This is a genomic window from Consotaella aegiceratis, from assembly GCF_036541425.1.
GTDB classification, from domain to species: Bacteria; Pseudomonadota; Alphaproteobacteria; order Rhizobiales; family Rhizobiaceae; genus Consotaella; species Consotaella aegiceratis.
Genome location: NZ_JAZHFT010000018.1, coordinates 23,472 through 47,320, shown reverse-complemented (window position 1 = coordinate 47,320; position 23,849 = coordinate 23,472). Strand labels below are relative to the sequence as shown.

Annotated in this window: 22 protein-coding genes; 11 read left to right on the top strand and 11 right to left on the bottom strand. The window is 64.7% G+C overall.

What is annotated here, in order from left to right; all coding sequences use genetic code 11:
* Positions 1-9: 9 nt before the first annotated feature.
* Together SMD10_RS13520 and SMD10_RS13515 are read right to left on the bottom strand one after the other, a co-directional pair.
* Positions 10-1,116, bottom strand: a complete 1,107-nt coding sequence (locus SMD10_RS13520) for a Gfo/Idh/MocA family protein (RefSeq protein ID WP_331686233.1) — start codon at positions 1,114-1,116, stop codon at positions 10-12.
* 1 nt (position 1,117) lies between these two features.
* Positions 1,118-2,353, bottom strand: a complete 1,236-nt coding sequence (locus SMD10_RS13515; RefSeq protein WP_331686232.1) for an ROK family transcriptional regulator — start codon at positions 2,351-2,353, stop codon at positions 1,118-1,120.
* A gap of 215 nt (positions 2,354-2,568) precedes the next feature.
* Between SMD10_RS13515 and SMD10_RS13510 the strand changes: the two genes are divergently transcribed.
* The 3 genes from SMD10_RS13510 (at position 2,569) to SMD10_RS13500 (ending at position 5,847) form a co-directional block, all read left to right on the top strand.
* Positions 2,569-3,864 (top strand): extracellular solute-binding protein, encoded by a 1,296-nt coding sequence (locus SMD10_RS13510; RefSeq protein WP_331686231.1) that lies wholly within the window; start codon positions 2,569-2,571, stop codon positions 3,862-3,864.
* A 170-nt stretch (positions 3,865-4,034) separates the two neighbouring features.
* Positions 4,035-4,979 (top strand): carbohydrate ABC transporter permease, encoded by a 945-nt coding sequence (locus tag SMD10_RS13505; protein ID WP_331686230.1) that lies wholly within the window; start codon positions 4,035-4,037, stop codon positions 4,977-4,979.
* Complete coding sequence (locus SMD10_RS13500) at positions 4,972-5,847, top strand: carbohydrate ABC transporter permease (protein ID WP_331686229.1); 876 nt, start codon at positions 4,972-4,974, stop codon at positions 5,845-5,847. The genes SMD10_RS13505 and SMD10_RS13500 overlap by 8 nt, the downstream gene beginning before the upstream one ends.
* Before the next feature lie 76 nt (positions 5,848-5,923).
* Here SMD10_RS13500 and SMD10_RS13495 read toward each other — a convergent pair whose 3' ends face one another.
* Both SMD10_RS13495 and SMD10_RS13490 read right to left on the bottom strand, forming a co-directional pair.
* The gene (locus SMD10_RS13495; protein ID WP_331686228.1) at positions 5,924-7,021 is read right to left on the bottom strand and encodes an ABC transporter ATP-binding protein; all 1,098 of its coding nucleotides are present in this window, start codon (positions 7,019-7,021) and stop codon (positions 5,924-5,926) included.
* Between the two features lie 124 nt (positions 7,022-7,145).
* The gene (locus tag SMD10_RS13490; RefSeq protein ID WP_331686227.1) at positions 7,146-8,261 is read right to left on the bottom strand and encodes a mandelate racemase/muconate lactonizing enzyme family protein; all 1,116 of its coding nucleotides are present in this window, start codon (positions 8,259-8,261) and stop codon (positions 7,146-7,148) included.
* A gap of 490 nt (positions 8,262-8,751) precedes the next feature.
* Here SMD10_RS13490 and SMD10_RS13485 point away from each other — a divergent pair, with 490 nt between their 5' ends.
* Both SMD10_RS13485 and SMD10_RS13480 read left to right on the top strand, forming a co-directional pair.
* Positions 8,752-9,621, top strand: a complete 870-nt coding sequence (locus SMD10_RS13485) for an IclR family transcriptional regulator (protein ID WP_331686226.1) — start codon at positions 8,752-8,754, stop codon at positions 9,619-9,621.
* Positions 9,618-10,688, top strand: coding sequence for an ABC transporter ATP-binding protein (locus SMD10_RS13480; RefSeq protein WP_331686225.1), 1,071 nt, complete (start codon positions 9,618-9,620; stop codon positions 10,686-10,688). The genes SMD10_RS13485 and SMD10_RS13480 overlap by 4 nt, the downstream gene beginning before the upstream one ends.
* Positions 10,689-10,703: 15 nt before the next feature.
* Here the strand turns inward: SMD10_RS13480 and SMD10_RS13475 are convergent, their stop codons facing one another.
* The gene (locus SMD10_RS13475) at positions 10,704-11,576 is read right to left on the bottom strand and encodes a LysR family transcriptional regulator (RefSeq protein WP_331686224.1); all 873 of its coding nucleotides are present in this window, start codon (positions 11,574-11,576) and stop codon (positions 10,704-10,706) included.
* Between the two features lie 124 nt (positions 11,577-11,700).
* Between SMD10_RS13475 and SMD10_RS13470 the strand changes: the two genes are divergently transcribed.
* A complete protein-coding gene (locus tag SMD10_RS13470) occupies positions 11,701-12,351 on the top strand; it encodes an NADPH-dependent F420 reductase (RefSeq protein ID WP_331686223.1) in 651 nt (216 codons plus the stop codon).
* Positions 12,352-12,444: 93 nt separating this feature from the next.
* On the opposite strand, the gene SMD10_RS13465 is transcribed toward SMD10_RS13470, so the two are convergent.
* Positions 12,445-14,379 (bottom strand): beta-galactosidase, encoded by a 1,935-nt coding sequence (locus SMD10_RS13465; protein WP_331686222.1) that lies wholly within the window; start codon positions 14,377-14,379, stop codon positions 12,445-12,447.
* A 261-nt stretch (positions 14,380-14,640) separates the two neighbouring features.
* Between SMD10_RS13465 and SMD10_RS13460 the strand changes: the two genes are divergently transcribed.
* The 3 genes from SMD10_RS13460 to SMD10_RS13450 all read left to right on the top strand — a co-directional run bounded on the left by SMD10_RS13460 (position 14,641) and on the right by SMD10_RS13450 (position 17,672).
* Complete coding sequence (locus tag SMD10_RS13460; RefSeq protein ID WP_331686221.1) at positions 14,641-15,930, top strand: ABC transporter substrate-binding protein; 1,290 nt, start codon at positions 14,641-14,643, stop codon at positions 15,928-15,930.
* A gap of 63 nt (positions 15,931-15,993) precedes the next feature.
* A complete protein-coding gene (locus SMD10_RS13455; protein ID WP_331686220.1) occupies positions 15,994-16,848 on the top strand; it encodes a carbohydrate ABC transporter permease in 855 nt (284 codons plus the stop codon).
* Complete coding sequence (locus SMD10_RS13450; protein ID WP_331686219.1) at positions 16,845-17,672, top strand: carbohydrate ABC transporter permease; 828 nt, start codon at positions 16,845-16,847, stop codon at positions 17,670-17,672. Before SMD10_RS13455 ends, SMD10_RS13450 begins: the two co-directional genes overlap by 4 nt.
* Positions 17,673-17,829: 157 nt before the next feature.
* Here SMD10_RS13450 and SMD10_RS13445 read toward each other — a convergent pair whose 3' ends face one another.
* The 5 genes from SMD10_RS13445 to SMD10_RS13425 form a co-directional block, all read right to left on the bottom strand.
* Positions 17,830-18,357: an exo-alpha-sialidase gene (locus SMD10_RS13445; RefSeq protein ID WP_331686275.1), complete on the bottom strand. Its 528-nt coding sequence runs from the start codon at positions 18,355-18,357 to the stop codon at positions 17,830-17,832.
* A 29-nt stretch (positions 18,358-18,386) separates the two neighbouring features.
* The gene (locus SMD10_RS13440) at positions 18,387-19,007 is read right to left on the bottom strand and encodes an exo-alpha-sialidase (RefSeq protein ID WP_331686218.1); all 621 of its coding nucleotides are present in this window, start codon (positions 19,005-19,007) and stop codon (positions 18,387-18,389) included.
* A gap of 70 nt (positions 19,008-19,077) precedes the next feature.
* Positions 19,078-20,379 carry a TRAP transporter large permease gene (locus SMD10_RS13435; RefSeq protein ID WP_331686217.1) on the bottom strand — a complete coding sequence of 434 codons (1,302 nt, stop codon included), beginning with the start codon at positions 20,377-20,379 and terminating at the stop codon, positions 19,078-19,080.
* Between the two features lie 110 nt (positions 20,380-20,489).
* A complete protein-coding gene (locus SMD10_RS13430) occupies positions 20,490-20,969 on the bottom strand; it encodes a TRAP transporter small permease (protein ID WP_331686216.1) in 480 nt (159 codons plus the stop codon).
* A gap of 39 nt (positions 20,970-21,008) precedes the next feature.
* Positions 21,009-22,007, bottom strand: coding sequence for a sialic acid TRAP transporter substrate-binding protein SiaP (locus tag SMD10_RS13425; protein WP_331686215.1), 999 nt, complete (start codon positions 22,005-22,007; stop codon positions 21,009-21,011).
* A gap of 170 nt (positions 22,008-22,177) precedes the next feature.
* On the opposite strand from SMD10_RS13425, the gene SMD10_RS13420 reads away from it, so the two are divergent.
* Positions 22,178-23,089, top strand: a complete 912-nt coding sequence (locus SMD10_RS13420; RefSeq protein WP_331686214.1) for a dihydrodipicolinate synthase family protein — start codon at positions 22,178-22,180, stop codon at positions 23,087-23,089.
* Between the two features lie 28 nt (positions 23,090-23,117).
* On the top strand, positions 23,118-23,810 hold the full coding sequence (locus tag SMD10_RS13415; RefSeq protein ID WP_331686213.1) for a GntR family transcriptional regulator: 693 nt from the start codon (positions 23,118-23,120) through the stop codon (positions 23,808-23,810).
* The last annotated feature ends 39 nt before the right edge of the window (positions 23,811-23,849 follow it).

Here is a 23,849-nt window from a genome sequence, read left to right as displayed (position 1 = left end):
TCCTCTTGTCTAGACCTGGCCGATCCGCCCGTCGACGAGCGACGCCGACAACGGGGCCGGCTGCGCCACGGTGGTGCTGATCTCGACGGCCGTTCCATCCTCCGACGACCGCTGAAACGCCTCCATGACTTCCAGCACGTGCAGCGCGAGATCGCCGCTGGCGCGATGAGGTCGGTTCTCCCGGACCGCCTGGGCCATGTCGGCCAACCCGATCGAACGGTAGTTGCCGTCGGCATAAGGCTGGCTGGTGGCGATGTCGGCCCATTCGCCGCCCTTCTCCATCAGCTCGATCTGGCCGCCGAAACGGTTCGGATCGGGAACGATCAGCGTTGCGTCCGTGCCGTAGATCTCCAGCGGCAGATGCTTGTGGCCGGCGACATCGAAGCTCGTGGCCATCTGCACCACCGAGCCGCTGCGAAAGGCGAGCGTGCCGGCGACGTGCGTCGGCACGTGAACGGGGATGACCTCGCCGTAGCGCTCCTTGGACGTGATCGTGCGGGTGGCGTGGGGTGTCACCGCGAAGGCCGCGACCTTGGCGACAGGCCCGAGCAGATTGATCAGATCGGTCAGATAGTACGGCCCCATGTCGAGCATCGGGCCGCCACCGCGATCGTAGTAGAAGGCCGGGTTGGGGTGCCAGCGCTCGTGGCCGGGGCACATGAAGAAGGCGCTGCCGCCGACCGGGCGACCGATCGCCCCCTGATCGATCATGTGGCGCGCCGTCTGGTGGCTGCCGCCCAGGAAGGTGTCCGGCGCCGAACCGACCCGCAGCCCCTTCGCCCTGGCCGCTTCGATCAGTCGTCGACCCTCGGCAAAGACGACGCCCAACGGCTTCTCGGAATAGACATGCTTGCCGGCATCGAGTGCCCGCAGTCCGACCTCGACATGGGCGATCGGGATGGTCAGGTTGAGTACGATCTCGATCGCGGGATCGGCCAGCAGCTGGTCGACCGTCATGGCGCGAAGGCCGAACTCTGCCGCGCGCGCCTCGGCCGCGGCTGGATTGATGTCGGTGATGCCGCGGATGTCGAGAATGGGGAACGACGCCGCCGCCTTCAGGTAGGCCGGCGAGATGTTGCCCAGTCCGATAATTCCAATTCCAACCGGTTCCGTCATTTCAGTGTTCCTCCATCCATACGCTCGGCCGGGCCGTGCGCCGTGCAGGCCCCGTCGTCCCCCAAGGTGCGCCGTACAGCTCGCTGAGAGCGACGGCGGCCGCGCCACGCGCCCACACCGCGTCCTCCGCCTCGTCCACCACGATCTCCGCGACGTTCTGCAGCGATTTCGGCAACCCAGCCGCGAACGAGCGCCGCAGCGGCTCCAGCAGATGGTCGCCAAGCTTCAGCATGGCGCCGACCAGAATGACCCGTGGCGGGGCAAACAGGCCGACGAGGTTGGCCATGGCGACGCCAAGTGCGGCGCCGGCGCGCGTTGCAGCCTCCCGCAGGTTCTCGTCACCCGCTCGAATGAGTTCCGCTGCCAGGCTCATGCCCTGACCCAGGCGAATGGCCTCGCGGATACGCGGATCGCTGTGGCTGCTCGGCAGCACGGCACGATCTCCGGCGAGTTCATGCAGCTTGGCGGCGCGATCGCTGTCGGCACCCATGATCATGTCGCCGAGGGTCAGGCTCAGCTCCTGGGCGCCGCGAAAGATCTGGCCACCGTGCAGGACGGCGAGACCCAGCGCCTCCTCGGCAGCGACCAGCACGAAGTCGTCGAGCGTGCGCCCATGCCGGAACCAGTGCTGAGCCATGGCGGCGGCGTTGGCGTCGCTCTCGACGACCGTGGCGATCTCCAGGCGCGATTCCAGGGCGGTCGAAAGCGCGACGTTGGCTTCCTTGAAGATGCTGCTCGAGCGGACGAGACCGGTGCCGTGCTCGATAACGCCGGGCAGGGCGATGGCGACCGCCGTCAACTCGGTCAGCGCCAAGCCGGCATCCATGACACAGCGCCGGACGCCGTCTTCCACGAGATCGACGATGACATCGACCGGCAGCCGGTCGACCCTGACCGGCAGGGCCAGGCTGGACAGCACGTCGCCGCGGAAATTGGTGACGACGAAATCCATTTGGCAGGATCCGATTTTGGCGCCGACCACCCGCGCCGCATCGGGATTGATGGACAACATCACGCGGGGCCGGCCGCGGCCGTTGCCGTTGCGCAGATCCCCTTCATGGCGCACGGAAATCAGCCCGTCATCGAGCAGCGAGGCCGTGATCGCCGAGACGGTGGTGGCCGACAATTCGGTTCGTTCGCCGATTTCGACGCGGGAAATCGCTCCGGCCCGCCTCACGGTATCGAGCACGTGAAAGCGGTTGATGGCGCGCATCAATTCGGGGTCGGCAGTTTTCATTGGCGTGGAACTTTCAATGCCGAGCCCAATTATCACGCGCTGCGGATAAAATCGAGCCGGCGTGTCGCTTTTGTTGTGCGCATTGGGCCGGAGCTTGGTGTTCAAGCCCTCAAAAGGCGGCTTATCGCATTTATAGACGGTTCGTCTCTTGACAGCGGGCTTCCCTCAGAGATTAATTTGTACACAAAGGGTAGAAAACCCAAAGGGAGGAAATGATGGGGATTTTCGGGGGCGGTACGGCCCGTAGACTGCTGTTGGCCGGTGGCGGCGTCATCGCTCTTGCCGCGGGGGTGTCGGACGCCTCGGCGGAGAGCGTTATCCGATGGCTGCACGTCGAAGCCAACGCGGACAATCTGGCCGTCTGGCAGGACATCGCCGACCGCTACATGGCGGACCATCCCGACGTGAAGATCGAATTCCAGTTCCTGGAAAACGAGGCGTTCAAGGCCAAGCTGCCGACCCTGCTGCAGTCCGACGATGCGCCCAGCATGTTCTATAGCTGGGGCGGCGGCGTGTTGAAGGCGCAGTCCGAGACCGGCGCGCTGCGCGACATCACGGCTGCTCTCGACGCCGACGGCGGTGCATGGCGCAATTCGCTCAACGCCGCGGCCGTGGACGGGCTTACCTTCGACGACAAGGTCTGGGCCGCGCCGTTCAAGTCGGGCGTGGTCTCGTTCTTCTACAATAAGGAGCAGTTCGAGAAGGCCGGCGTCGACGCCACCCAGATCAAGACCTGGAGCGATTTCGTCGCCGCCGTGCAGAAGCTCAAGGACGCCGGCATCACCCCGATCGCCGGCGGCGGTGGCGACAAATGGCCGATCCATTTCTACTGGAGCTACCTGGCCATGCGCGAGGCCGGCAAGGAGCTCTTCGACCAGACCAAGGCGCATGAGGGTGACGGTTTCACCGCCGAACCCTTCGTCAAGGCGGGCGAGCTTCTCGCCGACCTGGGCAAGCTCGAACCGTTCCAGAACGGCTATCTGGGCGCCACCTGGAACGACACGCTGGCCGCATTCGGCGACGGCCGGGCCGCCATCCTGCTCGGTTTCGAGAACACGTATTTCACGCAGGCGAGCAATTCCACGGACGGCAAGGGGCTTGCCGCAGACAATATCGGGCGCTTCCCGTTCCCGGTGGTCGAGGGAGCGCCGGGCGTGGCGACCGACGACTTCGGCGGGCTCAACGGCTGGGCCGTCACAGCAGTCGCGCCGCCTGAAACCGAAGATTTCCTCAAATTCTACACCAACCTGGAAAACGAGAAGCTGCTGGCGGCAAAGACCGCGATCCTGCCGACGACGAAGGGCGCGGCCGAGGCGGTGACGGATCCGCTGCTCAAGCAGGCGGCCGACCAGATGGCGGAGGAAACCTGGCACCAGAACTATTTGGACCAGGATCTCGGTCCCAATGTCGGACGCGTCGTCAACGACATGTCGGTCGGCATCGTTGCCGGGCAGATTTCTCCCGAGGACGCCGTTCAGCAAATCCAGGACGCCTTCTCGATGGAAATGTAGGCCATTGTCGGACGGCCAGCCGCAGACGGCTCGCCGTCCGGTCTTGGCCGGATCCGTCGATTCCGAAAATCACGGATCCCCCGGCCCCGGATCTTCGAGGAGGCCGCTCGTTCCAGAGAGCAGGGCGGCCGCTTCATTCGCCCAGACGCCATGCGACAAAGACGGCTGAAATGACCGAACTGCCCAGCGTTGCCGGCACCTTTGCCACGCCTCGATCCAGACGGTTCGGATTGAGCCAGAAGCAGCTCAACGGCCTGCGGACCAAGCTCCCCGTGCTGGTGCTGTTCCTGCCGCCGGCCCTGCTTCTGTTCAGCCTCTTCGTCGTGCTGCCCATGGGGGAGGCGGCCTGGTATTCCTTCTACAACTGGAACGGCTACGGGTTGCCGACGCAATGGGTCGGCCTGAGGAACTACGAGCTGATCTTCAGGAACGGCGCCTTCAGGCAGGCGCTGATCAACAACGGGCTGATCATCGTCATCTCGATCTGCGTGCAGATCCCGCTGGCGATGTGGCTGGCCACCATGGTGTCCCAGCACATCAAGGGTGCGCTGGTCTTCCGCCTGATCTTCTTCCTGCCCTACGTGCTGGCCGACGTGGCCGCCGGCATGATCTGGCGCTTCGTCTACGATGGCGATTTCGGCCTGGTGGCCGGCGTTTCCCATGCGCTGGGGGTGGAGGCTCCGTACTGGCTCGCCGATCAGAACGTGGCGATCTACGCGATCCTGGGCGTCATCGTCTGGAAGTATTTCGGCTTCCACATGATGCTGTTCATCGCCGGGCTGCAGGCCATCGACAAGAACGTCCTCGAAGCTGCCGACATCGACGGCGCCACGGGCTGGCAGAAGTTCCGGCGCGTGACCCTGCCGTTGCTGGGTTCGACGGTGCGGCTGTCGGTGTTTTTCGCCGTCGTCGGCTCGCTGCAGCTCTTCGACATGATCATGCCCCTGACCGGCGGCGGTCCCTTCAACTCCACCCAGACCATGGTCACCTTCCTCTACACCTTCGGGGTGATGCGCATGCAGGTGGGATTCGGCAGCGCCGTGGGCGTCATCCTGTTCGTCATCTGCGTCACCATGGCGTTCAGCTATAAGCGGGTGTTCATGCGCCATGACTGACGACACCGCACCGCCGATCGACGCGGCGACGGCCGGGGGCGGCCGCACCCTCAGCCTGGGAACGCGAAGCTATCTCTATGCCGCTCTGGTGGTGGTGAGCGCCATCGTCATCATCCCGTTGTTGACGACCGCCCTCGGCGGCTTCAAGACCATGGCGGATCTGCGCGGCGATCCCTTTGGACTGCCCGAAGCTTGGCAGTGGAGCAACTACACCGACATCCTGACGAGCCAGCGCTATTGGCTGCAGATGGGCAATTCGCTGTTCATCGCGGCGCTCACCGTCGGGCTGACCGTGCTTCTGTCGGCGATGGCCGCCTTCGTGTTCGCGCATGTCCGCTTCTTCGGTTCGACCATGCTGCTCAACTATTTCCTGATCGGCCTGATGTTTCCGGCGGCGACCGCCATCCTGCCGCTGTTCATCCGGATCCGCGATCTCGGATTGCTCGACACCTATTGGGGGGTGATCCTGCCGCAGGTCGCCTTCGGTCTCGGCATGAGCATCCTGCTGTGCCGCAACTACTTCCGCAGTCTGCCGACCGAACTGTTCGATGCCGCTTTCGTCGACGGCTGCGGTTATCTGCGATTCTTCTGGCACATGACGCTGCCGCTATCGCGCCCGATCATCGCCACGGTGGGCATCATCGCCTTCGTGCACAGCTGGAACAGCTACATCATCCCGCTGATCATGCTGAACTCGGAATCGAGATATCCCTGGCCGCTCGGCATCATGGTCTATCGCGGCGAGTTCGCGACGGAGTGGCAGCTGATCCTCGCCTTCATCACGCTGACCATCCTGCCGACGGTCATCGCCTTCTTCGTCGCCCAGAAGCACATCATCGCCGGGCTGACCGCGGGCACCGTGAAATAGGCGCCCGCGCAGGCGTCCCGCCCAAGGGCGGAACACCATGGGGAGATGTCGGGGGGAAGGGAATGCCGGCGGCGGATCAGGCCACCGATTTCAGCCGCTCGCCGCTGATCCGCTCGCCGCTTTCGGCGTCGAAGACATGGACGTCGTGCCGGGGGATGGTCACGGTCAAGGACCCGTCGGACGGCACGTCGACCGCGCCGCTGACGACCACCGTCAGCGGCTGTCCGCCGATATCGAGATGGACGAAGGTCTGGCCGCCGGTCGGCTCGACATAGTCGACCGTTCCGGTGAGCGCACTGCCTTCGCCGTCGAGAAGCAGGTGCTCGGGCCGCATGCCGATCCTGACCGGCTGGTCGGGACAGGCGGCCTGCGCCGGCTCGAAATCGAAGACGACGCCGGAATGGCTGCGCACCTTGAGCCCGCCGCCGTGCCGCACCACCGTGCCATCCAGAAAGTTCATCGCGGGCGAGCCGATGAAGCCCGCGACGAAAATGTTCTGCGGATCGCGGTAGAGCTCCATCGGCGTGCCGATCTGCTGGATCACGCCGCGATTGAGGACCACGACCCGGTTGGCGAGCGTCATCGCCTCGACCTGGTCGTGCGTGACGTAGATCGACGTGGTGCCGACCTTGCGGTGCAGCGCCTTGATCTCGCCACGCATCTGGACGCGCAGCTTGGCGTCGAGGTTGGACAGGGGCTCGTCGAACAGGAACACCGAGGGATCGCGCACCACGGCGCGGCCCATGGCCACGCGCTGGCGCTGTCCGCCGGAAAGCTGGCTCGGCTTGCGATCGAGCAGCGGCTCCAGTTCCAGCATCCGTGCGGCTTCGGCGACGCGCGCCGCGATCTCCGCCTTCGGCTTACCGGAGAGCTCAAGATTGAAGCTCATGTTCTTGGCGACGTTCATGTGCGGATAGAGCGCGTAGCTCTGGAACACCATGGCGACGTTGCGCTGGCGCGGCGTCATGTCGTTGACCACCGTCCCGCCGATGCAGATGTCGCCGCCGCTGATGTTCTCCAGGCCGGCGATCATCCGCAGGATGGTCGACTTGCCGCAGCCCGACGGCCCCACGAGGGCCAGAAACTCGCCTTCGTCCACGGCGAGATTGATGCCATCGATGACGTTGACCGCGCCATAGCTCTTGCGCACGTTTCGCAGCTCGACTGAAGCCACGGTTCCTCCCTTCCGAAATGGTTCGGATCTGCCTCCCGAGATCTCGATATTATACAGGGTGCGCATAAAATCAACGCGCGGTGCGCTTTGCCGAGAGGAAGTAGACGGACGTGGCGGAGGCCCGTCAGGCGATCCGCCGTCGGTCCAGCTCTTCGTCGATCACCTCCAGACCGAGGCCGGGCCCCCGAGGCAGCTCGAAAAACCCGCCGACGGGCTTCGGCGGATTGACGAAGGCCGGGTGCATGCGCGTCGAAGGATCGGAAAACTCGGCCGGTTTGGTCAGACGCATGAGGGTCGAAAGCACATGCAGATTGGCCGCGTGCGCCAATGTCGGCTGCGTCTGGTGCGGGACCAGCTCGACGCCGTGGGCAAAGCAGATGGCCGCGCACTGCACCAGGCCGGTGATGCCACCCATCTTCACCAGGTCCGGCTGCACCATGCGCACCCCGGCGTTGATCAGGTCCACCATAGCCTGGGTCGTGTAGCTCTGCTCGGCGGCCGAAACGGTGATGTCGAGCCGCCGCGCGACCTCGCCCATGGCGCGCACGTCGTAATGCTGCACCGGCTCCTCGAACCAGAGATAACCGAGCTCTTCGAGCACTCGGCCGACGCGGATCGCACCGCCGACCGAGTATTGGTTGTTGGCGTCGAAGGCGAGCGGGAAGTCGTCGCCAACCAGCTTGCGCACGGCCCTGGCCTTGGCGATGTCGCCCGGAATGTCCTCGTCCTGGCGAGCCCGGTTGCCGTCCCAGCGGATCTTGATGGCCGCCGGCGTCTCCGAGAGCCAACGGGTCTCGACCGCGCGGACCGTCTCCTCGACGGTGCGCACGGCGTTGCCGCCGACGGAGGAATAGAAGGGCAGGCGGGTGCGCCAGGCGCCACCCAGCAGCTTGTAGACGGGAAGGCCGAGCGTCTTGCCCTTGATGTCCCACAAAGCGAGGTCGATCGCCGCGAGCGCCCCCGTCAGCGCGCCTTCCGGGCCGAGCTTGATGAAGGTATGCAGAAGTCGGTCGTAGAGGACGCCCTGATCGAACGGATCCGCGCCGACGATCCTGGGCGCCAGATCGCGCTGGACAATGCCGAGCGAATGAAGACCGCCTTCCATGGGCGAGGCCTCGCCATAGCCGATGATGCCGTCCTCGGTGGTGATGCGCACGACGGCGCTGTGCCGGCCGGGCGGTTCGTTCGGTTCCCATCCGATCTGCAAGGCCTCGACGGACCTGATCTTGGCGGTCTGCATGGATTGTCTCCCCCCTCAATTCTTCCAAGTCGCCCGGACACCGCGTCGGCCTCGATGCCGTCGCGCGGTGCCCCCAGGCTCGGAGTTGCGGCCGGCTGAGTGCGGCCACACGAAGTGTCTATTTCTCCCCGGATCGTCATTCGGCCCCGGCGACATGCCGCTCCCGACAGTCGCGGCCGTCATCAGTATCGAATAAAATCGGGCGTCGGATAAAATAGTTTCAGGATCGGGGTCGCGGAAGTCTTCGCTTCTTTTTCTTCCGCCTGGCAGAAAGCAGGCGCAGCTCTTCGTTCGGCCGAGCCAAGCGGCATTTATTCCGCCACCTGCAACGCTGGTTTAAAGCCGATGCTCATCCGGACCCGGCAAGCGGGCGAGAGCGGAAGGTCCAACGACTGGAACTCTGTCTTGTTCATTGAAATCGGTGGCTCGTTCTCCTAGACATGGTGCCTGGACCCAAGCTACTGCAATGAACACGGGGAAGCCGCGCACCATGGCGAGGACGCCCTCCACGCCCGATATACCGGACTTGGCGGCGAAGCCGACGTCGGATCTCGTGAGCCCCGTTTCCCGGGCCTTGTATGTGCTGGACGTGATCGCGACGGCTGGCCGGCCCCTGCGTTTCGTCGAGCTGGAGCGCAGCGTCGCGCTGCCCAAGGCGACGCTGCACAGGCTGTTGCAGCAGCTGCGCGCCGAACGGATGCTGGAATTTCATTCCGAAACCCAGCGATACAGCATCGGCATGCGCGCCTTGCGTCTCGGCTATGCCGCGTGGGAAAGCGCGTCACTGGCCAAGGCGGCGCGCCCGGTGCTCGAACTCCTGCATGGGACGATCGGCCTGACCACGCATCTGGCGTGTCTCGAAGGCGGACAGGTGCTTTATCTGGTCACGCTGGCCGCCCCGATGATGGCCTGTCGCCTGTCGCGACCGGGCAGAGTAGCGCCGAGCTATTGCACGGCACTGGGCAAGGCGATGTTGGCGCGGCTGCCTGACGACGACCTGCACGCGGCGTTACAGCAGCAGACGTTTCGCCCACAAACGGACAAGACCATCGCGTCCGCCGACGATCTGCGACGCGAGCTCGAGACGATCCGCACACGTGGCTATGCTCTGGACGACGAAGAGAACGAGGACGGCGTGGTCTGCCTGGCAGCGCCGGTCGTCTCAAAGGCAGGCGGCCTGCTGGGGGCCATCTCGATCAGCGCCAACGTCCGGGCCAGCACGCTGGCGGCGATCGAGGGCCATGCACCCCAGGTGCAGGAAGCCGCCGCTGCGGTGGCCGAGGCGGCCGCCATTCAACTCGTCGACTTCGAGCAACAGGGGGCGAGGATGGAACTCTCCCGGGATGGATTGGTGATATGAGCCAGGTCGAACTGGAGAGAGTGCGCAAGCAATTCGGTGGGGTCGAGGTCATCCATGGCGTCGATCTGACGGTGCAGGAAGGCGAGCTGTGCGTTTTCGTCGGCCCGTCCGGCTGCGGAAAGTCGACGCTGCTCAGGATGGTCGCCGGACTGGAAGAGGTCAGCGAGGGCGAGATCCGCATCGGCGGCAAACGCGTCAACGAAGCCGAACCGGCTCAACGCGGCGTGGCGATGGTGTTCCAGTCCTACGCGCTTTATCCACACATGACGGTGCGCGGAAACATGACCTTCGGGCTGCGCACGACGGGCACGCCGAAGGCCGAAGCCGAACGGCGCCTGATGATCGCCGCCGACATCCTGCAACTGGGGGACTTTCTCGACCGGCGTCCCTCGCAACTCTCCGGCGGACAGCGCCAGCGCGTCGCCATCGGTCGCGCGATCGTGCGCGAGCCGCAGGTCTTCCTGTTCGACGAACCCTTGTCCAACCTGGACGCCGAGCTTCGTGTGCAGATGCGCGTCGAGATCGCCACACTGCATCAGCGGCTGGGCAACACGATGATCTATGTTACTCACGACCAGACCGAGGCGATGACGCTGGCCGACAAGATCGTGGTGCTGCGCGATGGCCGGATCGAGCAGATCGGCGCGCCGATCGATCTCTACGAGAACCCCGACAACGATTTCGTCGCCGGTTTCATCGGATCGCCGCGGATGAACTTCATCGAAGGCACGGTGCTCGCCGACGGCCGGATCGGGCTGCCGGGCGACGTGGTCGCCGACGTGCCACTGGCCGAGACGACGCTCGACCCCGGCACGAAGGTGCAGGTCGGCATCCGCCCGGAGCATTTCCATGCCCCGAGCGAAGGCCAGATCCAGCTGCCGGTGAAGACCGAGGTCGTCGAACGGTTGGGCGGCGTCACCTACGTCTACGGCCGGCTGCCGTCCGGCCAGCGCGTCGTCGTCAAGCAGGACGGCGTGTTCCATTCGCCGAGCGGCAGCGTCAACAGCTTTGGCTTCGCGCCCGGCGACGTGCGCCTGTTCACGCCCGAGGGGATGCGGCTGCGGTAACAGCCGCACCGACGGTCATCCGGCGCCGTACTCGTCGAGCAGCGTCTCGATGAAGCTTCGCACCTTGGCGGTTGGCCGGCGCCCCGCCGGATAGACCGCATGCATCGGCCAAGCAGGGCCTTCGAAGCCGGGCAGCACACGAACCAGCCGGCCAGCCGCGATCTCTCCGGCCAGAACGCTTTCCGGCCCGAGCGTCAGGCCATATCCCTCGATCGCCGCATGCAGCAGCGCTCGCCAGTCATTGCTGCGAAACCGCCCCTCGACCTCGATCTCCGTGGACTTTCCGGCGCACGTGAACTGCCAGCGGCAGACCGTCGAACCGCCGTAGCCGAAGAGCAGGCAGTCGTGCCGGACGAGATCGTCGGGCACGTCGGGCATCCCCCGCCTGGCGATGTATCCAGGCGAGGCGCAGGCGATCAGCCGATAGGGGGCGAGTGGATGGGCGATGAGCGCGGTGTCGTCGATCTCGCCGATCCGGATGATCACCTCGAACCCTTCCTCCACCACGTCGACGTAGCGATCGGTCAGCGAGAGGTCGACCCGCATTTCGGGATGCTGCGCCAGATAGCGGGTGACGAGTGGCGCCAAGCAGATGGCTCCGAACGTCACCGGAGCGTTGACGCGCAGGAGGCCCTTGGGGCGGGTGTGCATCTCCTGCGCCAGCAGGTCTGCGGCCTCGGCCTCTGCCAGAACCAACTTGCAGCGATCATAATAGGCGCGACCCACATCGGTCAGGCTGTGGCGGCGCGTCGTGCGATGAATGAGCGCTGTGCCGAGGCGATCTTCCAGATAGACGACGTGCTTGGCGACCATTTGAGGCGACATGTCGAGCATTTGGGCCGCCGCCGCGAAGGAACCCAGGTCCGCAACCTTCAAGAAGACGGACATGCTGGTTAGCCGATCCATTGATTGCCTACTGTTGGTTGGGAGTATGGTTCTATATTGGATATTTATCGCAAAAAGGCGCCGAATTAAACCGTGCCAAGCTCACTCATCGAACTTGGAGAAGACTATGAAGATCGGCATCATCGGGGCTGGATTTGTCGGGCGAACCGTCGGCAAGCTGGCGGTTCAGCACGGGCATCAGGTCATGCTCAGCAATTCGCGCGGACCCGAAACCCTATTCAGCCTGCGCTACGGGATCGGCTGCGAAACCGGCACGGCCGAGCAGGCGGCGGCGTTCGGCGACGTGGTCCTGGCCGCAGTGCCGCTCGTCGCCTACAGCCAGATTCCAGTCGAGCCCTTGGCCGGCAAGATCGTGTTCGACGCGAACAACTACTATCCGCAGCGCGACGGGAGGATCGGAGAACTCGACCGCAAGGAGACGACGACAAGCGAAATGCTCGCCCGTCATCTTCCCCAGTCACGGATCGTGAAGGTCTTCAATGCAATCACCATGAACGATCTGGAATCCGACGGCAGGCCTTCCGGATCGCCTGAGAGGCGGGCGATTCCGATCGCCGGAGACGACACGGAAGGGAAGGCGATCGCGGTCCGACTGCTCGATGAATTCGGCTACGACGCGGTCGATGCCGGCCCGCTTCGAGAAGGGTGGCGCTTCGAGCATGGCACGCCGGTCTATTGCGTGCCGCTTGATCGGGACACGCTGGAACGGACCATGGCAGCGACGAAGCGCCAGGACCTGGAACCCCTACGATCCTAGGTCGGCCCGGCTCAGCCCGTTGCGGGGGAGCCATCGCTGGCAGGGATCCTGCGACGGTGGGTGCCGCAGGGGCTGCTTAGCGGTGGCGCCGGCTCATCCGGCTCGCCAGATCGCCACGTCCTGCGGCCCCAGACGCCGCGAGCCGAGGAGGAAATCGGCAGTCGCGGGAGCCGGCACGTCGACCGCGTCGGGGCCGAAATTGAGCGCGAAGGTGAGACCGCCGCGGCGCTGAAGCCGCAAGCCCTTGGGCAGGTCGTCGACGCCGAGGCCCGCTTTGTCCGCGACGTGGCGGATCGTCGCGTCGAGCAGGCGCTCGTCCGGCCAACCCGCGAGATAGTGCTGCCGGCCAGCGGCGAACAAGGCGCCGTTTCCATCCTCGAACCGGGCGAGCGGCTCAAGATCGCTCTCGATGAATTCGCGCCAGATGAGGACCTGACCGCCGACCGCGCCTTCCACCGTCACCGGCATCTCGGGCCTCAAGGTTTCGACGCGTGCGACCTTGAGCGGCAAGACCTCCTGCAGCCGGCCGGGCGCCAGATCGGCGGGAATGGCGAAATCCTCGGTCTTCCAGCCGGTGCGGGGTCCGTAGAGGACGACAGCATCCGTCGTCTTCAGAGTCTCCAGCGTCTGTTCGCGCACCGTGCCGAGGCTCGGCACGACGACCAATTTGTAGTCGGTAAGATTGCGGCCGGGCGGCACGACGTCGACGTCGAGACCGAGGCTGCGCAGCTTGGAGTACCAGCCCCAGAGCAGGGTCTTGTAGCTGAACTCGTGGCTTTGCGGCAGGAAGCGGGTCATCCACTCCATTTCCATGTCCGCGACGACCGCGACGGGAGCCTGGGACGGAGCAGAAAGGGCAACATCTCGAAGCTCCCGGGCGACCTGGCTCGCCTCCTCGCCGCCGCAGTCGAGCATATTGTCCGGCCGGTTCAGGGCTGCATGCATCTGCTCCTGGGCGAAGGGCGCCTGGCGCCAGCGGAAGTAGGAGACGACCTCGGCGCCCTGGGCCAGCGCCTGCCAGGTCCAGAGCCGCACCATGCCCGGCAGCGGCGCCGGGTTGTGCAGAGCCCAGTTCACGGGTCCCGGCTGCTGCTCCATGATCCAGAAGCGACCCTCGCCGACGCCGCGGTAGAAGTCGTTGCCGAAGCCCGGCACGTCCGGGTGGCCGGTGCGCGCGAAGATGCGGTTCTCGTCCTCGGGCAACGTCATCCGGTCGGTCTGGCCGAGCGGATAGCTGTCCCAGGTGGCGAGATCGTAGGCGTCCATGGTCGCGAACGGATCGAACTCGAAGAAGAAGTTCATGAAGTTCGTCGTGACGAATTGCTCCCGGGTCCGTGACCGGATGATCTCCGATTGCATCCGGCCATAGGCGGCGATGCGGTCGCTGGCGTAGCGCTGGAAGTCGAGAAGATGCGCCGGGGCAGCATCGGCGACGACGAGATTGGGCGCCTCGATCTCCTCAAAGCTGCGGTATTCCATGCTCCAGAACACCGTGCCCCAGGCCATGTTCAGCGCCGCGATGGTGCCGTAGCGCTTTTCCAGCCATTGGCGAAAGCCGGCCTCGGCGGCGGGACTGTAGGAGAGCGTCGTGTCGTGGCAGCCGAACTCGTTGTCGATCTGCCAGCCGGCGACATGCGGGTTGGCGCAATAGCGCTCGGCCATCAGGGTGACGATGCGCTCGCTCTCCTGCCAGTAGACGTCGCTCGAAAAGTCGTAGTGCCGGCGGCCGCCATGGCGGCGGCGGCGGCCCTGGGCATCGACAAGCAGGATCTCCGGCGACCGGTCGGCGAGCCATTTGGGTGGCGTCGCCGTCGGCGTGCCGAGCACGATCTTCAGTCCGGCATCGCCGAGGATGGCGACAATCCGGTCGAGCCAATCGAAGTCAATCCGGCCAGGCTCCGGCTCGATCCGCGACCAGGCGAATTCGGAGATGCGCACATAAGTGATGCCGAGGTCGCGCATGCGCTCGGCATCACTCGCCCACAGGCTCTCGGGCCATTGTTCGGGATAGTAGCAAACGCCCAGCATCGACGATCTCCTCCGAGGGTGGCGCCCTTGCCCCGCGCCGCGATTACAGCCCCCGCCGCCACCGCTTCCAACAGCCGATCGGCTCCGGTCTCCGACTGTATTGGTCCGGTTCTGGGGGTGGGCTCGGTTCTGTTGACAGGGCTAGCGGCTCCACCTAACAATTTCAATCCAGATCTCGACTGGCAGGACTGTGTTCCATTCAGTGAAACTTTTGCCCTGCGCGAGACGGACAAAGAATCCTTGGGAAGGGGGATTTCAGCCATGACATCCAAGACAATCATATTCGGTGCCTGTCTGGCGTCGACGGCATTCGTCGTCGCGCCGGCGACAGCCCAGGACAAGCCGAGCGGCGAGATCACGGTTTGGGGGTGGAACATCGCAGCCGAGGCGCTGGAGCACATCGTGCCGGCCTTCAACGAGCAGTATCCCGACGTCAAGGTGACGGTCCAGAACATGGGCCATGCCGACCTGCACGACCGGGCGCTGGCCGGCTGTGCGGCGGGTGGCGTCGACCTGCCGGACGTGGTCCTGGTCGAAAACAGCGAGGCCGAACTCTATTGGCAGCGCTTCCCCGAATGCTTCTCCGACATGGGTGAACTGGGCTACGACGACTACAAGGACAAGTTTCCGGCGTTCAAGCAGACCGAGCTGAACTACGACGGCACGGCCTACGCGATGCCGTGGGACACCGGGCCGGTCATGGTGTTCTATCGCCGCGATCTCTACGAGCAGGCCGGCATCGACCCCGCCGCCATCGAGACCTGGGATGACTTCATCGCGGCCGGCAAGAAACTCGACGAGGCGACCGACGGGAAGGTCAAGATGGCCGCGATCGAGAAGGGCGGCAACGACGACTGGTTCCGCATGCTGGCGATCCAGAACGACTGCTTCTACTACGGCGACGACGGAGAAACGGTCACGGTGAACCAGCCCGGCTGCGTCGAGGCGCTGGAGACGGTGAAGAAGATCTGGGACGCCGGCATCCTCGCCACCGGCGGCTGGGATCAGACGATCCAGTTCTTCAAGGCGGATGCCATCGCGTCGGTGGTGAGCGGCGGCTGGTACGAAGGCACGGTGCGCTCCAGCGCTCCCGACCAGGAAGGCAAATGGGGCGTCTACAATATGCCGGCCTTCAAGGAAGGTGGCCAGCGTCTGTCCAACTCCGGCGGCTCGTCGCTGGCGATCCCGGCGAGTTCCGACAATCTCGACGCGGCCTGGGCCTATGTGACGTTCGCGCTCGGCACGCCCGAAGGGCAGATCGGCATGATGAAGTATCGCGGCCTGCCGGTGTCGCTGTTGCCGGCGCTCGACGATCCCTTCATCCACGAGCCGCAGCCCTATTGGGGCGGCCAGAAGGTCTGGGAGGACATGCTGTCCGATATCAAGGACATCCCGGTTTATCGCTCGACACCCTATTACTGGGATGGGCGTTCGGTGATGATCGTCGCCATGAACGACTATCTCGACGGCAAGTACGATTCCGCTCAGGCGGCGCTCGACGCGGTGGCCGAGCAGATTTCGTCGGCCACCGGATTGCCGATCCAGGAATAGCCCTCGGGCTTCGTGCGGGTCGGCCCGATGCCGGCCCGCACCCTTGAAGAGGGCGTGTGGCGCATGCAACGAAGAACAGTGGTAGCGTACGGCTTTCTCCTCCCGTACTTGACCGTGTTCGCCGTGTTCTGGGCTTGGCCGATCGTTCAATCCCTGATCTTCTCCTTCGAGAATACACGCAGCCGCAAGGCCGGCTTTTCGCTCACCAACTGGGATCGCCTGATCGCCGACCCGGTGTTTCACCGGGCCTTCGCGCACACGCTCAGCTTTCTGCTCATCCAGGTGCCGATCATGCTGGCCCTGGCCATTCTGCTGGCGGTGGCGCTGAACTCGTCGCTGCTCAAGGCGCGCGGTGTCTTCCGCTTTGCCTTCTTCGCGCCGGTGGTCGTCGGCGAGGTCGCCTATTCGGCCGTGTTCCGGCTGCTCTTCAACACGCAGTTCGGGGCGGTCAACAAGGTGCTCGGCTCGATCGGCCTGCCGACGCCCGACTGGCTGGCGCAGCCGACGGCGGCCTTCGCGGTGCTCGTCATCGCCGTCACCTGGCGGTGGACCGGCTATAACGCCATCATCATTCTGGCGGGGCTGCAGAGCATTCCGCCCGATCTGTATGAGGCCGCGAATGTCGACGGCGTCCCGAAATGGCGCCAGTTCCTCAGTATCACGCTGCCGCTGCTCGCACCCGTCATCACCTTTGCCGCGGTGCTGTCGATCATCGGCACGCTGCAACTCTTCGCCGAACCGCAACTGATCACCAAGGGCGGGCCGGGCGGAGCCACCGATACGCTCGGCACGTATCTCTACCAGCAGGGCTTCCGCAGTTTCAATTTCGGCTATGCCGCCGCCATCGGCTATACGGCCGCGCTGACTGCGCTCCTGGTCTCGCTGGTTCAGATGGCCCTGCTGAGGAGACGCGCATGACGCCGCGCCAGCGCCGTTCGGCCATCGGCCTGCATCTGATCCTACTGCCGCTGGCGCTGATCTGGCTGGCGCCGCTCTGGCTGATGCTGACCTATGCGACGATCCCGGAATCCGAATTCTTCCAGCCGGGGATTCCGCTGCTTTTCGGTCATTCCTTCGTGGAAAACTGGAGGACGCTCTTGAAGGTGACGCCCTTCGGCCAGGCGATGTTCAACAGCGTGGTGACCTCGACGCTGTTCACCGTGGCATCGGTGTTCCTGACCAGCCTGGCCGGCTATTCCTTCGCCCGCTACCGGTTCTTCGGCCGCAACGCCATCTTCTCGATCGTCATCGCGACGATGACCGTGCCCTATTTCGTGCTGGTCATCCCGCAATTCGTGCTGGTGGCGCGTGAGTTTGGCTTGACCAACACCTGGGCCGCGGTGATCATCCCGCCGCTGTTCAACTCGGTCGGCGTCTTCTTCATGCGGCAGAACTTTCTGTCGCTGCCGCAGGATATGCTGGACGCCGCGCGCATGGACGGCGTGGGCGAGGTCAAGATCTTCCTGTTCGTCGCGCTGCCGCTGGTGCTGCCGGCGACCGCCGCGCTGGCGATCATCCTGTTCCTGCAATCCTGGAACAACTATCTCTGGCCGCTGCTCGTGCTGAGCCAGCCGGCCGCGCAGACCGCGCCGGTGGCGCTCGGAGCGCTGGTCGGGCTCGACCGGGTCTATTGGGGGGCGGTGATGGTCGCCGCCGTCGTCATGACGGTGCCGGTGCTGATCGTCTTCCTGTTCCTGCAGCGCTACTTCATCGCCGGCATCACCGCCGGCGCGGTGAAATAGCCAGACAAAGCGCCGACCGTGCGCATCTTGAATCGTTTTCTGAAGACGTTGAATCAGTCTCGCAGAAGCGATCGGTCAGTCGGTTGATAAACTTACAAAAAAGCCGCCCGAACAATCAGCTCGGGCGGCTCTGGGCAAAGGGCGGCAGAACTCGGTCCTATTCGATGGTCAGGCTCTTCAGCGGAATACGCGTCACCTCCGCATCCTCCTTGTTGGTGGCGTAGGCGACATAGAGGTCATCGCCCCAGACGATGCTCTTCGGATAGGCATAGCTCGGCCGCTTGGCCTTGCCCTTGAAGCGCTGCTTCTGCATGTCGGCGCCGCCGTCGCGCAGGAGGTAGGCGTGGTCGAAGACACGGCCATCGTCGCTGAGCGCGATGGCGAGCGGGAAGCGAAACTTGGTGCCGGTCGGGTTGCCGACCAGGAAGGCCGTGCCGTCCGGCAGATTGCCGGCACTCTGCTTGGTGCGCGCATCCGGCATGGCGGTTTCGACCGGATCGGACCAGGTCACGCCGCGATCGGTGCTGACGGCGGCGAGCTTGTGGAACGTGTCGCCCTGATCGCGGAACACCATCACGGCCGCCCCGTCGGCGCGGCGGAACCAGCTCGGCTCGAGTTCGCGCGTGATATCGCCCTCATGCGGCAGGTTTGCCATCGTGCCGACCGTCCAGCCGGAGACGCCCAGCGAGTCGTCGGTCCAGATCGGCTTGGCGATCAGGCCGGGCTGGAGATGGCGGCGTTGATGATGCGACCATCGGGCAGGGCATGCGGATCCTGCTCGAAGATGCCCGGAAGCGGCGAACCATCGGCCATGGCGACCGCCGCCGGCTTGCTCCATCGCTCGCCGTCGGTGCTGGTGACGTATTCGACGTGGCCGCCGCGCGGCTCGACATCCTGGGGCCAGACGTTGAGATAAGCGACGAGCGTCTCGCCGTCGCTCCACCAGCCGCCATTCGAGACGTAGCCGCCGGACCACGCCACCGTCAGCTGGGCCGGCTCGGACCAGGTTGCGCCGCGATCGTCGCTGGTGGCGTAGACCACCACCGTTTCCGGCGCATCCTCGTCGGTCCTGGAGCTCTGCCACTGGGCATAGAGCCGATGCTTGAACGGGAAGACCACAACGCCATTGCTGAACTGGTGGGTGTTCGCCTCCGGATGGAAGATCGTGAAGGTTTCCACGCCGACGAGCCGCTCGAGGCCAAGCGTTTGGGCGTCATCGAGATCGAACAGCCCGTCGGCCACCTGAAGGGGTGCGTCTTGCGCGGCTGCGGGGCCTGCAAGCCAAGCCAAGGCCGCGGCCGCCGCCGCCGCAAGGGCGGTCCTGAAATGTCTCATCGATGTCTCCTCCTTCTCCCCAAGGCTCCATCGGCCCGCCGACGGAATCCGGCGGCCTTCGTCTTCCAGGTCAGTTGATCATGCCCGCCTGACGCGGGAGCCAGAGCGCGATTTCGGGCACGTAGGTGATCAACAGGAGCAGCGCGAGGAGCAGGCCCACCTGGAGCCAGATCTCGCGGATCATCTCGCCCAGCGGGATGCCGTTGAGCGCCTTGATGATGAACAGAAGAATGCCGTAGGGCGGCGTGATCAGGCCGATCATCATGTTGAAGACCAGCACCACGCCGAGATGGACGAGGTCGATGCCGAGCGCCTGGGCTGTCGGGATAAACAGCGGCGTGACCACCAGCATGATGGTCGAGACGTCCAGGAAACACCCCATGATCAGGTACAGGATGTTCAACAGCATCAGGAAGAACCAGGGCGTCAGATCGAACTGGGTGAACAGCTCGAACACCATCTGGGGGATGCGCTCCACGGTGACGACGTAGTTGAAGATGAAAGCGCCGCAGAGCACGATGGTGACGACGGCGGTGGTCTTGACCGTGTCGCGGACGACGAAGAAGAACGCCTTCAGCGTCAGCGTGCGATAGGCGAAGAAGGCGAGCAGCAGCGCATAGAAGGCCGAGACGGCCGCCGCCTCGGTCGGCGTGAAGGCGCCGGAATAGATGCCGCCCAGCAGAATGGCCGGCATCATCAACGGCGGCAGCGCGGCGAGCACGATCATCGGGAAGCGACGCCAGGGAATGGCGTCCTCGGTCGGGAAGCCGCGAACCTTGGCGATGATCATCACCGCCACGGCCTGGACCGCGCAGATCAAAAGCGCTGGGACGGCGCCGGCGATGAACAGCGCGCCGACCGAGGCCGACGAGATCAGCGCATAGAAGACCATCGGGATCGACGGCGGAAAGATCGGGCCGACCACCGCCGAGGCCGCCGTGATGGCGCCGGCGAAGCCGCGCGGATAGCGGTTTCCCTTCAGCATCATGTCGGTGAGGATCTTGCCGACACCGGCGACGTCGGAGATGGCGCTGCCGCTCATGCCGGAGAAGATCAGACTGGTCAGGATGTTGACCTGGGCGAGGCCGCCGGGCAGCCGCCCAACCAGGGCGAGCGCGAAATTGAGCAGCCGGTCGGAGACCTTGCTGGCGTTCATGATGTTGGCCGCGAAGATAAACAGCGGCACGGCCAGCGCGACGAAATTGCCGAAGACGCCGTTCAGCACGTTCTCGGCCGCCAGGCCGACGTCGCGGCCGGCCATGAACAGATAGAAGATGCTCGACACGATCATCGCGATACCCATCGGCAGACCGGCGACCGTGGTGCCGATCAGGATGACGAGCATGATGACGAAGGCGTGGTCGGCGAGCATTTCAGATATCCTTCGGCCTTGCGGAGGAAGGCGCGAGCGGCGGGACCGCCGCGCTTCGGGGCATGGCGGGGCATCGATGGGTCGGGCGGCGACCAGTGATCATCGCCGTCTCAGACCTGGGTGCGCCAGCGCGGCCCGAACAGAATCCACAGCCGCCACAGGGCCTGGATGGAGAAGTTCACCAGGAACAGGATGTAGCAGCCATAGACCCAATGCATGCGCACGCGGAGCACCGGGCTCTTCTTGCGCATCATGAAGGTCAGGTAGTCCCAGGTCGCCGGGATCAGCATCACGAAAGCCACCACCAGGAAGATCATCGCGACGATCGCCAGCACCCGCTGCGTGGACGGCGAGACCACGTCGTAGACGACGTCGAAGGATACGTGCTCCCGGATGCCCACCATGAAGGCCGCGGACCAGAACACGGTCCACATGAAGGCAATCATCGTGTACTCCTCCGTCCAGGCCAGCGGATGATTCAGGACGTAGCGGTAGAAGACCTGAATCATGAAGCCGCTGAAGGCCGTCAGGAAGAGAAGGACGCCGACCGTGTCGGCGCCCGTCTTGAGGATCCGGAGCCATCGGGGCATGGGCGTTTCGCCCTCTCGATGTTCGGACATGGATGCCGATCAGGGCGCGAGTTCGTTGATCCGGTCGATCCAGCCCTCCGGCCAGTCGGCGGCGCGTTCGAAGTTCAGGTAATAGTCCTGCACGTGCTTGCGGAAGGCGGCGACGTCGGGCGTCGTAACCTCCAGACCCTGGTCCTTGAAGAACTGGACGAGGCGGGCCTCTTCGGATTTGCGCTTGTCGTTGTTCCAGTCGCAGGAGGCCACGGCGGCCTCGGTCACGGAGGCCTGTTCGTCCTCGCTGAGATCGTCCCAGGTCTGGTTGTTGATGGCGATGGTGAGCCCGTCGACCAGATGGTCGGTCATCACGATCTGTTCGGTGACCTCGTAGAACTTGGCCGCTTCCACGGTCGGCAGCGGATTGTCCTGTGCGTCGATCGTACCGGTCTGGAGGGCCAGATAGACCTCGCCGAAGGGGAGCGGCGTCGGATTGGCACCCAGCGCCTGGCCGAGGAACAGCCAGGCGTCGGAACTCGGCATCCTGAGTTTGACGCCGGCCAGATCCTCAGGGGTCTTCACGTCTCGCTTGGAGCGCAGGTTCAGTTCGCGGGTGCCGAGATAGCAGACATCCAGGATATGGATGTCCATCTCGTCCGACACCTTCTGCTGGAATTCCTCGCCGATGTCGCTGTGAAGCACGGCCCTGTAGTGCTCGGGGCTCTGGAACAGGTAGCCGGCGGTGAACAGGCCGAATTCAGGAATATTGTCGGCGATCAGCTGGAACGAGACGTAGGTCATCTCGGCATTGCCGCGCTGCAAGGCGTCGAGATCGGCGCCTTGGGCGAACAGCGAACCGGAATCGTAGATCTGGACGTCGAAGCGGCCCGGCTGCAGCTCTTCAAGCTTGTCAGCGAACACCTTCATCGCCTGGGTGTGCAGGTCGGTAGGAACGCTGGCGGTGGTATATTTCAGCTCGATCTTGTCCTGGGCGGACGCCGCCGCCGCGAACCAGACCAGCGCCGTGGCGGACAGACCCGCCAGGGCCAGGGACTTCAGTCTCATCGTTCGATCTCCTCCAACTTCCGCCCAAGGCGGACCACGCGGGCATGCCGCCGATACATTCTCCCAAAGCGGCATTGGCGTCACTTTGCAACAATCCATTCCTGATGTAAATACTGATCCAATATGTAATAGGATGACTGATCGTATCAGTTGTCGATGGAGGGTCAGGAATGAGCCATGGGGATTTGAAGGGCGTCGTGGCGGCGGCGATCACGCCGCTCGACGCGGATTTCGAGGTGGATGTGCCGCGATTGGCACGGCATGTGGCGCGGGTGCTGGGGGTGGGGTGCAGCTTCGTCTCGACGTTCGGCACCACGGGCGAGGGCGTGTCGCTCTCCACGCGCCAGAAGGTCGCAGCCCTGACGGCTTTGCGGGACGAGGGCGCCGCCATGGATCGGCAGATCCCCGCCGTCATGACGCCGACGCTCGACGACGCGGCGGCGATGCTGAAGGCCATCGCCGATTTGGGCTGCCGCGGTGCGCTGGTGCTGCCGCCCTTCTATTACCAGGCGAGCGAGGAAGGGATTGCCGCCTTCATCGAGGCGATGGTCGAGCGGGCCCGCCATCCCGATCTCGATCTTCTTCTCTACAACATTCCGCAACTCAGCCGGGTGCCCTACACGCCGGCGCTGATCGAGCGGCTGATCGGCCGCTTCGGCTCGCGGATCGTCGGCATCAAGGATTCGACGGGCGATCTCGAAAACGGCCTGATGCTCGCCGGGACGTTTCCACAGCTTTCGGTGTTCACCGGCGACGATCGCGTGCTGGCGCCGCTTCTGAACGGCGGGGGTGCCGGCATGATCGGCGGCATGCCCAACCTCTTCGCGCGCGATCTGGTGGCGATCTACGATGCCCCTGACGGCGAAGGCACTGCCCGGCGCGTCGAGCGGCAGGCCCGGCGCATCGAGGCCGTCGAGGCCTATCGCTCGCAGGTCGCGTTGAAGAGCGCGCTCGCCCATTATGTCGGCGACGAGGAACTTGCCCGCATGGTGCCGCCGCAACTTGCCCTCACGCCGGAGGAGCGCCAGAATCTGTTGGCCGCGTTCCAGGCGACGGATTTCGTGTTCGACGAAACGCCCTGAACGGCGAGCTACGGTTGCGGAGCGCAGGATGGCGAATCGGACGTCGAACGCATTGGCTGGGGCCGGACGGCTGGACGAGCCGATGTCGGTCAAACAGTCGGCTTACCGGCTGTTCTGCGAGGCTTTGTTCGACGGCCGCCTGCGGCCAGGGCAGTTCGTCTCGCAACGTGAGCTGGTGGCCTTGCTGGGCCTGTCGATCGGCGCGCTGCGCGAATTGCTGCCGCGGCTTCAGTCCGAAGGGCTACTGAGTGTCATGCCGCAGCGCGGCATTCAGATCACCCAGATCGACCTGCCGATGATCCGCGACGCCTTCCAGATGCGCATGGCCTTGGAACGGGAGGCGGTGATCTCGGCCGTGCGCCGGCTGCCCGACGACATCCTGGCGGACGAACGGCAAAAGCATCTGGGCGTGATGGAAGAGGTGGCGCGTGCTGCGACCGCCGAAGCGCTGGAGCGCAGCCAGCAGATCGACGACGGCTTCCACAATCTGCTGATCTCCTGGACCCAGAACGAGCTCCTGGCCCAGGCCTACGCGGTCAACACGATCCGCATCCGACTGATCAAGCTCGACCGCATCACCCTGACGGCCAGCGTTTTGCCGTCGGCCTTTCAGGATCATCTGGCGGTGATCGAAGCGATCGGCGCGCGCGACGTGCATCGGGCGATCGACGCGATGGACCGTCATATCGCCAACGCCCGCGACCGCGCCATCGCCCTTTAGGGAACCGAGGCCGATGAACGATCGGCCACGAGCAGCAGC

Bases quoted from the DNA above. Each gene is read 5' to 3' on its own strand.
- SMD10_RS13415 (WP_331686213.1), top strand. From the start codon at position 23,118: ATGGCGAATCGGACGTCGAACGCATTGGCTGGGGCCGGACGGCTGGAC.
- SMD10_RS13475 (WP_331686224.1), bottom strand. From the start codon at position 11,576: ATGTCCGTCTTCTTGAAGGTTGCGGACCTGGGTTCCTTCGCGGCGGCG.
- SMD10_RS13450 (WP_331686219.1), top strand. From the start codon at position 16,845: ATGACGCCGCGCCAGCGCCGTTCGGCCATCGGCCTGCATCTGATCCTA.
- SMD10_RS13465 (WP_331686222.1), bottom strand. From the start codon at position 14,379: ATGCTGGGCGTTTGCTACTATCCCGAACAATGGCCCGAGAGCCTGTGG.
- SMD10_RS13440 (WP_331686218.1), bottom strand. From the start codon at position 19,007: ATGAGACATTTCAGGACCGCCCTTGCGGCGGCGGCGGCCGCGGCCTTG.
- SMD10_RS13515 (WP_331686232.1), bottom strand. From the start codon at position 2,353: ATGAAAACTGCCGACCCCGAATTGATGCGCGCCATCAACCGCTTTCAC.
- SMD10_RS13520 (WP_331686233.1), bottom strand. From the start codon at position 1,116: ATGACGGAACCGGTTGGAATTGGAATTATCGGACTGGGCAACATCTCG.
- SMD10_RS13460 (WP_331686221.1), top strand. From the start codon at position 14,641: ATGACATCCAAGACAATCATATTCGGTGCCTGTCTGGCGTCGACGGCA.
- SMD10_RS13485 (WP_331686226.1), top strand. From the start codon at position 8,752: ATGGCGAGGACGCCCTCCACGCCCGATATACCGGACTTGGCGGCGAAG.
- SMD10_RS13505 (WP_331686230.1), top strand. From the start codon at position 4,035: ATGACCGAACTGCCCAGCGTTGCCGGCACCTTTGCCACGCCTCGATCC.
- SMD10_RS13435 (WP_331686217.1), bottom strand. From the start codon at position 20,379: ATGCTCGCCGACCACGCCTTCGTCATCATGCTCGTCATCCTGATCGGC.
- SMD10_RS13425 (WP_331686215.1), bottom strand. From the start codon at position 22,007: ATGAGACTGAAGTCCCTGGCCCTGGCGGGTCTGTCCGCCACGGCGCTG.
- SMD10_RS13420 (WP_331686214.1), top strand. From the start codon at position 22,178: ATGAGCCATGGGGATTTGAAGGGCGTCGTGGCGGCGGCGATCACGCCG.
- SMD10_RS13500 (WP_331686229.1), top strand. From the start codon at position 4,972: ATGACTGACGACACCGCACCGCCGATCGACGCGGCGACGGCCGGGGGC.
- SMD10_RS13455 (WP_331686220.1), top strand. From the start codon at position 15,994: ATGCAACGAAGAACAGTGGTAGCGTACGGCTTTCTCCTCCCGTACTTG.
- SMD10_RS13470 (WP_331686223.1), top strand. From the start codon at position 11,701: ATGAAGATCGGCATCATCGGGGCTGGATTTGTCGGGCGAACCGTCGGC.
- SMD10_RS13430 (WP_331686216.1), bottom strand. From the start codon at position 20,969: ATGCCCCGATGGCTCCGGATCCTCAAGACGGGCGCCGACACGGTCGGC.
- SMD10_RS13510 (WP_331686231.1), top strand. From the start codon at position 2,569: ATGGGGATTTTCGGGGGCGGTACGGCCCGTAGACTGCTGTTGGCCGGT.
- SMD10_RS13490 (WP_331686227.1), bottom strand. From the start codon at position 8,261: ATGCAGACCGCCAAGATCAGGTCCGTCGAGGCCTTGCAGATCGGATGG.
- SMD10_RS13480 (WP_331686225.1), top strand. From the start codon at position 9,618: ATGAGCCAGGTCGAACTGGAGAGAGTGCGCAAGCAATTCGGTGGGGTC.